Origin of the sequence: uncultured Cyclobacterium sp. (assembly GCF_963976465.1) — a bacterium.
Taxonomy (GTDB): Bacteria; Bacteroidota; Bacteroidia; order Cytophagales; family Cyclobacteriaceae; genus Cyclobacterium.
The window spans coordinates 1-8093 of the sequence record NZ_CAXBOC010000241.1; the positions used below are offsets into that span (position 1 = coordinate 1).

The 8093-nt window shown below is 39.5% G+C and carries 9 protein-coding genes; 2 read left to right on the plus strand and 7 right to left on the minus strand.

The annotated features are described in order from the left end of the window. The 4 genes from AAC037_RS13965 to AAC037_RS13980 all read right to left on the minus strand — a co-directional run. On the minus strand, positions 1-727 hold a 727-nt coding region (locus AAC037_RS13965), incomplete at its 3' end, for an ABC transporter permease (protein ID WP_339903562.1). A gap of 5 nt (positions 728-732) precedes the next feature. Next, the gene (locus tag AAC037_RS13970) at positions 733-1689 is read right to left on the minus strand and encodes a biotin/lipoyl-binding protein (protein ID WP_339903563.1); all 957 of its coding nucleotides are present in this window, start codon (positions 1687-1689) and stop codon (positions 733-735) included. A 20-nt stretch (positions 1690-1709) separates the two neighbouring features. Next, positions 1710-3083: a TolC family protein gene (locus tag AAC037_RS13975; RefSeq protein ID WP_339903564.1), complete on the minus strand. Its 1374-nt coding sequence runs from the start codon at positions 3081-3083 to the stop codon at positions 1710-1712. A gap of 446 nt (positions 3084-3529) precedes the next feature. Then, complete coding sequence (locus AAC037_RS13980) at positions 3530-4102, minus strand: Crp/Fnr family transcriptional regulator (protein WP_339903565.1); 573 nt, start codon at positions 4100-4102, stop codon at positions 3530-3532. Positions 4103-4274: 172 nt separating this feature from the next. Between AAC037_RS13980 and AAC037_RS13985 the strand changes: the two genes are divergently transcribed. Together AAC037_RS13985 and AAC037_RS13990 are read left to right on the plus strand one after the other, a co-directional pair. Continuing rightward, complete coding sequence (locus AAC037_RS13985) at positions 4275-5069, plus strand: HipA family kinase (protein WP_339903566.1); 795 nt, start codon at positions 4275-4277, stop codon at positions 5067-5069. Further along, the gene (locus AAC037_RS13990; RefSeq protein ID WP_339903570.1) at positions 5047-5430 is read left to right on the plus strand and encodes a DUF3037 domain-containing protein; all 384 of its coding nucleotides are present in this window, start codon (positions 5047-5049) and stop codon (positions 5428-5430) included. Before AAC037_RS13985 ends, AAC037_RS13990 begins: the two co-directional genes overlap by 23 nt. Before the next feature lie 97 nt (positions 5431-5527). Here AAC037_RS13990 and AAC037_RS13995 read toward each other — a convergent pair whose 3' ends face one another. The 3 genes from AAC037_RS13995 to AAC037_RS14005 form a co-directional block, all read right to left on the minus strand. Then, a complete protein-coding gene (locus AAC037_RS13995; RefSeq protein WP_339903567.1) occupies positions 5528-5692 on the minus strand; it encodes a DUF1328 domain-containing protein in 165 nt (54 codons plus the stop codon). 127 nt (positions 5693-5819) lie between these two features. Next, positions 5820-7889, minus strand: a complete 2070-nt coding sequence (locus AAC037_RS14000) for an alpha-L-fucosidase (protein ID WP_339903568.1) — start codon at positions 7887-7889, stop codon at positions 5820-5822. After that, a partial coding sequence (locus tag AAC037_RS14005; RefSeq protein ID WP_339903569.1) for a helix-turn-helix transcriptional regulator occupies positions 7879-8093 on the minus strand: 215 nt, incomplete at its 5' end. The genes AAC037_RS14005 and AAC037_RS14000, both read right to left, overlap by 11 nt.

Below are 8093 nucleotides of genomic sequence, written 5' to 3' on the forward strand. Positions count from 1 at the left end.
GAAGCATTAACAAAAATGGCGTTGCTTTTAAGAGGATGTGGTAAATTGAAGATTTGCTTTCTTTTACTAGTTTACCAAAATACCCATCTTCAAAGTCTCTGGAAAACACCAAGGCCATTGCCAAAAAGATGATTTGTTGCATAATGGCCGCAAGTAATCCCGGCAGCATGAATGTCACGTAATTACCCGTAGAATTGTAAAGCTTGTTGAAATTTATTTTAAAACTTTCATATGCATCTTTTGCTTGATCCGGATGTAGTCCCTGTTTTTTAAGCCCCTCAATTTCAATTCCGGCATTGATGGTCATCAATACGGTATTGATTTGGTTGCTCGCCGTATTGGCATTTAAAATATTTGCCATATTTAGGTCAACCCGAACTTCAGGATGTTTTTTCTGCAATAGGTCTTTCTCAAAACCATTTGGCAAAGTAATGACAGCGATATACTGGTTGGTTGGCATTTCGCTTTTAATATTTCCCGGCACCGGTCGCACATCTTTCACATGCAATCCCTCATTGTCTTCAAAAGCATCAATTATCTTATCCGTAGCCGGACTTTGATCCTGATCCACAATAACAATGGGCAAATCCTTAACTTTGGCTTGTTGATACACATAACCAAACAAGATACCGTAGCCTATGGGTGCCCCAAAGAAGATGGCCATTAAGACACTGTTGGAAAAAATGCGCTTAAATTCCAGCTTTAATAAACCTATGAATTTTTTCATCTTTTTTATTTTATAAGGAATGTCGCATTGATGTATAATTTTTGTGCGGACACATCTGAAGTGGGCACTACCTTTAATTCGTATATAGCCTCAGACAATTCGTACAAAGGTGCTGTACTTGTAATGTCCGCATACTTGGCGAGTTGTTTTATGGCAACAATTTTTGCCATTACCTCTTCCTTTGTATAAGGGTTTACCAGCGTCAAGGTTTCTCCCAATTGAAAATCATAAATCTTTGATTCAGGAATTGTAAATCTAAAATAAAGGCTGTTGGTTTTATACCCATTAAAAAGGGTAAATCCTGGACTAAGCAATTCTCCTTTGTCCAAACTGATGGTTTCTATTGACATGTCGGCAGGAGCTATAACAAACTGTTCCCTAGAGGCAGAAACAACCTCTTCTTTGGCTCCTTTAGCTCTGTCAAGCTGTCCTTTGGCTTGTTCTATTTGCTCTTCTCTGGCGCCTTTTCTCACCTCGTCCCGTTTGGCAGACAAAGCGGCCACTTGGGCTTTTGCCATGTTTAATTTCATTTTCACCTCATCAAATTGTTGTTGGGTAACCAATGAATCCCTATACATGGCTTCTAACCGATGGTATGATTCCTGGGCAAAATCCAGCTGTGCTTTTCCAGCATTCAATTGCTCATTAATCTGATTCAATTGTTCTGCAGTTGCCCCATTAAAGGCCATATTTAATTGACCTTTGGCAGCCATAATGGCCCCTTCTGCCTGAAGCATTTTGGCTTGGACTTCCGGAATATTGATGATGGCCAGGGTGTCTCCTTCCTTGACCTTTTGCCCTTCCTCTACAAAAATTTCATCCACTCTTCCTGCAAGCTTGCTACTTACCGAGATGGTTTCAAATTTAACTTTCCCTCTATTGGGAGTGATCTCTTCCTTTTGGCAAGAACTTAATGCGAGGAGTGCAAAACAGCCTAATATTGTATTTTTATAGTTAATCATTTTTTTGTTTTTTTGATGGGTTAGTAATTAAGTATTCCTTTGGCATGAAGCAGATCTGCTACTGCTCTTCTCTCTTTAAAGTAGGACTCTTGTAACTTGAAATTGGCTTTTTCTACATCATTCAAAGCATCCAACACATCATTGATTGAAGCCAAGTTGTTTTTGTATTGCGTATTCACCATCTCATAGTTTTCATTGGCCAGGTCAACTTCCTTTTGAACTATTTTGGTATTCATTAAGGCCGATTCGTAGCTTATTTCAGCTTTGGATATGCCTAAAGAAACCATTTCATTTGCTTCTGCTATTTGTTCCCTATACTTAGCAGACTCCAGTTGAACTTTTCTTCTTTTTAATCGGGATTGATTGCCATCAAACACATTCCATTTAAGTCCTACACCCACATACCATTTGGGGTCTAGCAGCGATAAATTCTCTTCTAAAAATTCATAATGTCCTTTTAAAGCAACCTTAGGAATAAAGTTGCTCTTCAACATTTTTGCCTGGTATTGGGTGGCCTTTTCAGCTTCTTCCAAAGCTTTGATTTCATTGCGTTTTTCACCCCTCACTTCAGCATCCACAGCAAAAGAATACAACTGTGGATTCAGCATTTGCAAATCCCCTCTGCTTTCACCCGTAAGCTGGTGAAGGGCTTCGATCAACAGTGTATTATTATGTTCAAACTCAAGCTTTTTACCCTCCAATTGTTGCTTTGCCAAGGCTATTTTATTCCTGCTAATAGGTGTTGCCAGACCATTTTCAATGGCTTTATTGACATATAGTACTTGCTCATCTAGGTAATCTTCAGAGCTTTCAAGTACTTTTTTAGAAGCCTTTACTAAGGCAAGTTTATCATAGGTCTCGATGATCTTTAAGGCAATTTTATCTTCTTCTGCCATTCCTGCATAATTCAAAGAAGCTTCCTTGTGTTTGCTCGCCTGCAGGGCATTGCTCGCTTCTAAACCGCTAAACAAAACCCAATCTAAATCAACAGAAGACCTCAAAATATTTTGATTCTGTAAAACAGGGACTTCTTGAAGTGGAATGGTATTTGGAAAAGTTGAATTAAAAGGTAATCCTACGGCATCTTTGATAACCAGCTTTTGGGTTTCGGTCAATAAAGTTTTGGTATTTTCATCAAAAGTAATGTCATCATTTAGGTGGGTATAACTTCCATTCAAAGTGATTTTAGGCAAGAATACCGATTTCGCCAATTGCTGATCCACCTTCGCTTGTTCCACATCAAATCCATTGCTATTGAGACCATGGCTTTTATCAAGCCCTTTATTGATCAAATCTTTCAAGATAGGATCTAACTGCTGGCCCTCGGTGACCGAAGGCAAGACCGCTACAAGCAATATCAATAGCATTACTAATGCTCCTTTGTATGGTTTCATGGTAAATCGTTTAATAATTACCATACAAAGATCCTGGAACAGAAGCAGCTTTCTTTTGACCTATATCAAAAAGTGAAATTTAAATTATGTCGGGCGAATATTCTAAAATTGTATCTTTTCTTTATTAACTATTAATCAACAGGTCAAACATGCAGTTAAAGCTTGTTTGACCTGTTCATTTTTTCTTTGATGAAAAAACGAACCAAAAAAATCAAGGCTGTCAAATCTTATTTCAAATGAGGATTAAAGTCCATTTACGTTTCCATCATTTGATTTTTGGAGCAGGATTACAGGCTAAAAAAGAGTGGATCTCTTTAAGGAGCTAACTCTTTTTTTTAACGCCTTCCACCCTGCTCCAAAAACCATAACCTTTGAAGGCCCGAAAAAGCCTGGTATTTTATTTTGTCAAGAGTGACCGATTTCGATAAAAGCTTTTCAATTATAACCTATTTACTCGAATTGCTTTTCCTGATACGGCTTAAGGTTTCTTGGGTCATTCCCAAATAAGATGCGATATGTCCTAAGGGAACCTGATAAGCAATGTCAGGAAACTCAGCCAACATGTATTCATACCGCTCTTTGGCTGTTTGAAACTGAATGGCATTCAATTTATTCACTACCTTGGTAAGCATTTCTGTAGTGACAAGCCGGCCCAACTTTTCCATATTGGGATAGGTATCGAATAATTCATCCAACTTCTCTTTTGTTATACTATATATCACAGCATCTTCCAAGATCTCTATATAATACAAGCTTGGGCATTGCTGAAAAAAGCTATCTGCACTGGCCATAAACTTCCCACTACCAAAAAACCATTGGGTAATCTCTTTTCCTGCTTGATTAAGATAATAACTCCTACCCAAGCCACTCTCAATAAAATACAAGGATTTGGACACTTCTCCTTGTCGGACAAGGATTTGGTTCTTAGCAACCGTCTCTTTCTTAAAGTGTCTTAGAATGTCCTCTAATTCTTCTTTAGTAAACGGCACCAAGGCTTTTAAAAAGTCAAAAAGGTTCATATAAATCTATTGGATAGTAAAATACTGATTCAAGCAAATTTAATAGCTATTGATGCGATTCAATGAAATCCGCTATTTTTTTTATTTCTAAGTACTAATTAAAGTTCTGTTAAATTTCCGAAATTGCATAGTTAAGGGGATTAATTTTTAAAATTCCAGCTATTCAAAATTTATGGAACAAAAACTTCAATTGCGAACGGTCAATGTAACCAGATACATGCAAGCACTCAGGGAAGGTGGTTCACTTCCTGCCCTTGCTGCTGCAGATGACGGCTTCAAATATGTGCTTAAGTTTCGTGGGGCAGGTCAACGCGAAAAAGCGCTTATTGCAGAACTTCTTGGCGGGGAAATTGCCCGAACTTTAGGGCTTAAAGTACCTGAATTAGTTTTTGCTAATTTGGATCCTGCTTTTGGTCGATCTGAAGGAGACGAGGAAATCCAGGATTTGCTAAAAGGTAGCCAAGGATTAAATTTAGCTTTGCATTATTTATCCGGAGCGATAAACTATGATCCGGTAGCATCAAAAGTTGAGACGCTCTTAGCCTCCAAAATTGTATGGTTAGATCTGTTTATCACCAATGTAGACCGGACCTTTAGAAACACAAATATGCTGATGTGGAACAGAGAGCTTTGGCTCATTGACCATGGGGCTGCATTTTTATTTCAGCATGGATGGACGAGATGGAAAGAAAATGCAACCAAACCCTTTCCTATTATTGCCAATCATGTTTTGCTCCAGCAAGCAGAAAATCTGGATCAGGTCAATGAAGAATTATCCGCTCTCTTAAGTGAGGAGAAAATAGATGCCATCGTTTCTCTGATTCCTGAGGAATGGCTGCTGGCCGGAAGAGATGGGGACAATGCAGCGGAATTAAGGACAGTGTATACCGATTTTCTAAAGTTAAGATTGTCGTATGCAGATCAATTCACCAAAGAAGCCAATGATGCAAGAAAATCACTTATATGAATATGCCATCCTTCGGGTTGTCCCAAGAGTGGAGCGGGAGGAATTTGTAAATGTCGGAGTCATTTTGTGCGACCACAAAAGTGATTTTCTGGGAGTGAAAATCCACCTTTGCCAAGAAAAAATAAGGGCTTTGGATCCAGATGCAGATTTGGAAATGATTAATGAAAATTTAAAATCTTTTGAGAAGATTTGTAAAGGGGAAAACGATGGTGGCCCAATAGCCAATATGGACCTTGCTTCCAGGTTTAGATGGCTTACGGCTGTAAGAAGTTCAGTAATTCAGACTTCCAGACCCCATCCCGGACTGAGTAAAGACCTCAACAAAACCCTTCAGCAATTATTTGAAGAGTATGTGATGTAATAAAAAATTAAAAGCCGAAACTTTCTACTATCTACCCATTCTCCCAACAGCATAAAAAAAATCCCACCCGGAAAAATTTCACGGGTGAGATAAATATTTAAAAGCCATTCACGCCGCCAGCCACAAGGCTTATCAATAATAAAACGACAAAAATATAAAAGATTACTTTAGCAATTGAGGCCAGTCCGGAGGCTATTCCTCCAAAACCCAATACCGCAGCGATTAAAGCTACAACAAGAAATGTAATTACCCATGTCAACATAATATCAGTGGTTTTTGGTTTAAAATTTATTTAATCAACTCATTACAAAAACCAATCCATTAAACCGGGTAACACCAGCTAAGCCCTTATTGCGGCATATTTTGTGCGATTAAGCTATTTTTTTGATTTATTCAGTCAATAACACTCCTATTTCAGCAAAAGTAGCGGATTGGCCATCCGTTGTACTTTTGGCGATCAATCGAATATACCTTGCGGTTCGGGGTTCGAATTCCACCTGCTGTTCTATGGGACTATTGGCTATATTTCCAAACTCCCCGGACACTGCTTTTTGCCAGTTTTTGCCATCTATACTGGTATGAAATTCAAAATCCTTGATCAATCCGGACATGTACCTGTTTTGTATGGGATAATAAGTAAAGCCTGAAACTTCCTGATTTTCTCCCAGATCTATGCTTGCTCTGTTTTGTTTGCTGGTATAATTGGTGTAAGGATCATCGTCTATAAGCTGATTGGCATCTTTTTCGGGATCAATTACCTTCCACTTTTTCTTGGCCAAAGGAAAAGCGATGGTGATCGGCTCACTAAATTCTCCTGTTACCGGATCTTTGGAGACTGCCTTTAATGTAGCGGGCTGAAGGAGTTCAAAGCTTTCTTTATAAGCAATACCTCCGGATTTGGGGTCACTCCCATCCAAACTATAAAAGGCCTGCAATCCTTCCTCACTAAGGTCAAAACTTACCTGACCATTTTTATCTCTGGCAATTGTAGGGGGTAATAATAATTTGGGGGCATTATAAAAGGCTAGGTGACTGATAACCGGGCTGTCCTTGGCATCATGAATGGTAAATTTTACTGCTGATGTTTTGGTATCCGGAAGCCTAAGAATTCTTTTATAACCTATGGTGGTCTCCTTGGCTAAAGTTTCCCATTGGCCATTCTCATTTTTGATTTCAAGCGCAAAAGACTTTACCCTTTGCCCTAGAGAAATATTCTCTTGCACCAAAAAGCGGTTAAATGTTTGTTCGGCACCAAAATCTATGGTTACTGTAGCCGGCAGTTCACCCGATTTGGGATTCCAAAATGTTTCCATTTCCGGTTGAAGTAAATTGTCTACCGTGAACTTACCATTTTCAGAGGAAGCAGAAAGGTTACTGCTTTCCAATGGAATCTTCCGGCTAAAATCCTCTTTAACTTTTGCCACCAATTTATTAAGCTGTCGCACATCGTTTTCGTGGATTTGTCCTGTTTTATCCACAGGGAAATTCAATAATAAGGAGCTATTCCTACCTATACTATTATAATATATGTCCAACAATTCAGGAAGTGACCTTACTTTATGATCTTCATAGGGGTGGTAATACCAGCCGGGACGGATGGAAACATCGGCTTCTGCAGGTACCCAATGGGTGCCATTCTCTTGTCCGGAAGAATACTTCTTAGCGTATTCCGGCATCCCGCCATAGATAGAGTCCCTCATAAGATTTGACCAGGTGGTAGGATATGCAAAGCCATGCTCATTGCCGACCCACCTAACATCCGGCCCGGCATCTCCGAAGATTACGGCATTGGGCTGAAGTTCTCTTACAATTTCTATCGTTCCGGGCCAATCGTAATAATTCTTTTTATCTACCCTTCGCTCCTCATTGGCCCCACCGTAATAGCCGGTACCTCCGTTGGCACCATCGAACCAGACTTCAAAAATTTCCCCATAATTGGTCAAAAGTTCTCGCAGTTGCTCCCTGAAAACTGTTACATATTCCGGTGTACCGTAGGCAGGGTGATTCCTGTCCCAAGGGGAAAGATACACTCCAAATTTTAGCCCTTCAGCCCTGAATGCTTCAGACACCTCCTTGATAATATCCCCTTTACCATCTTTCCATGCTGCATTTTTTACCGAATGCTCCGTGGTAGCTGTAGGCCAAAGGCAAAAACCATCATGATGCTTTGCCGTAATGATTATCCCTTTCATCCCTGCTTCCTTGCATACCTTCGCCCATTGCTTTGGGTCAAAATCTGTGGGATTAAACAAAGAAGGATCTTCATCCCCCATGCCCCACTCCATATTGGTAAAAGTATTCATGTTGAAATGTGCAAAGGCATAAAATTCCAAATCCTGCCAAGCCAGTTGCCTTTCATCCGGAATAGGATGGACGGGAGAAATGGGCTCAGTTTCACCTTGGCGACAGCCGACCAAAAGCGCAAGAGCAAGAACAAATAGTAATTGGTTACGCATCATTTTTATATTGTTTTTGAAATTGAGAAGGTAAAGTACCAAAATAACTTTTAAAGTATTTAGAAAAATATTTAGCATTATTAAACCCAACCTGATAAGCCACCTCTGAAACCGAAAATTGGTTTTGTTTTAGCAGTTGAGCAGCCCTTTGCAGGCGAATGGATCGAATAAATTCCAAGGGACTTTGCCCGGTTAACGCATTGCACT

What these genes read in the sequence shown, in the direction of transcription:
- AAC037_RS14000 (WP_339903568.1), bottom strand. Translation starts at nt 7,889, where the DNA reads ATGATGCGTAACCAATTACTATTTGTTCTTGCTCTTGCGCTTTTGGTC.
- AAC037_RS13980 (WP_339903565.1), bottom strand. Translation starts at nt 4,102, where the DNA reads ATGAACCTTTTTGACTTTTTAAAAGCCTTGGTGCCGTTTACTAAAGAA.
- AAC037_RS13970 (WP_339903563.1), bottom strand. Translation starts at nt 1,689, where the DNA reads ATGATTAACTATAAAAATACAATATTAGGCTGTTTTGCACTCCTCGCA.
- AAC037_RS13975 (WP_339903564.1), bottom strand. Translation starts at nt 3,083, where the DNA reads ATGAAACCATACAAAGGAGCATTAGTAATGCTATTGATATTGCTTGTA.
- AAC037_RS13985 (WP_339903566.1), top strand. Translation starts at nt 4,275, where the DNA reads ATGGAACAAAAACTTCAATTGCGAACGGTCAATGTAACCAGATACATG.
- AAC037_RS13995 (WP_339903567.1), bottom strand. Translation starts at nt 5,692, where the DNA reads ATGTTGACATGGGTAATTACATTTCTTGTTGTAGCTTTAATCGCTGCG.
- AAC037_RS13990 (WP_339903570.1), top strand. Translation starts at nt 5,047, where the DNA reads ATGCAAGAAAATCACTTATATGAATATGCCATCCTTCGGGTTGTCCCA.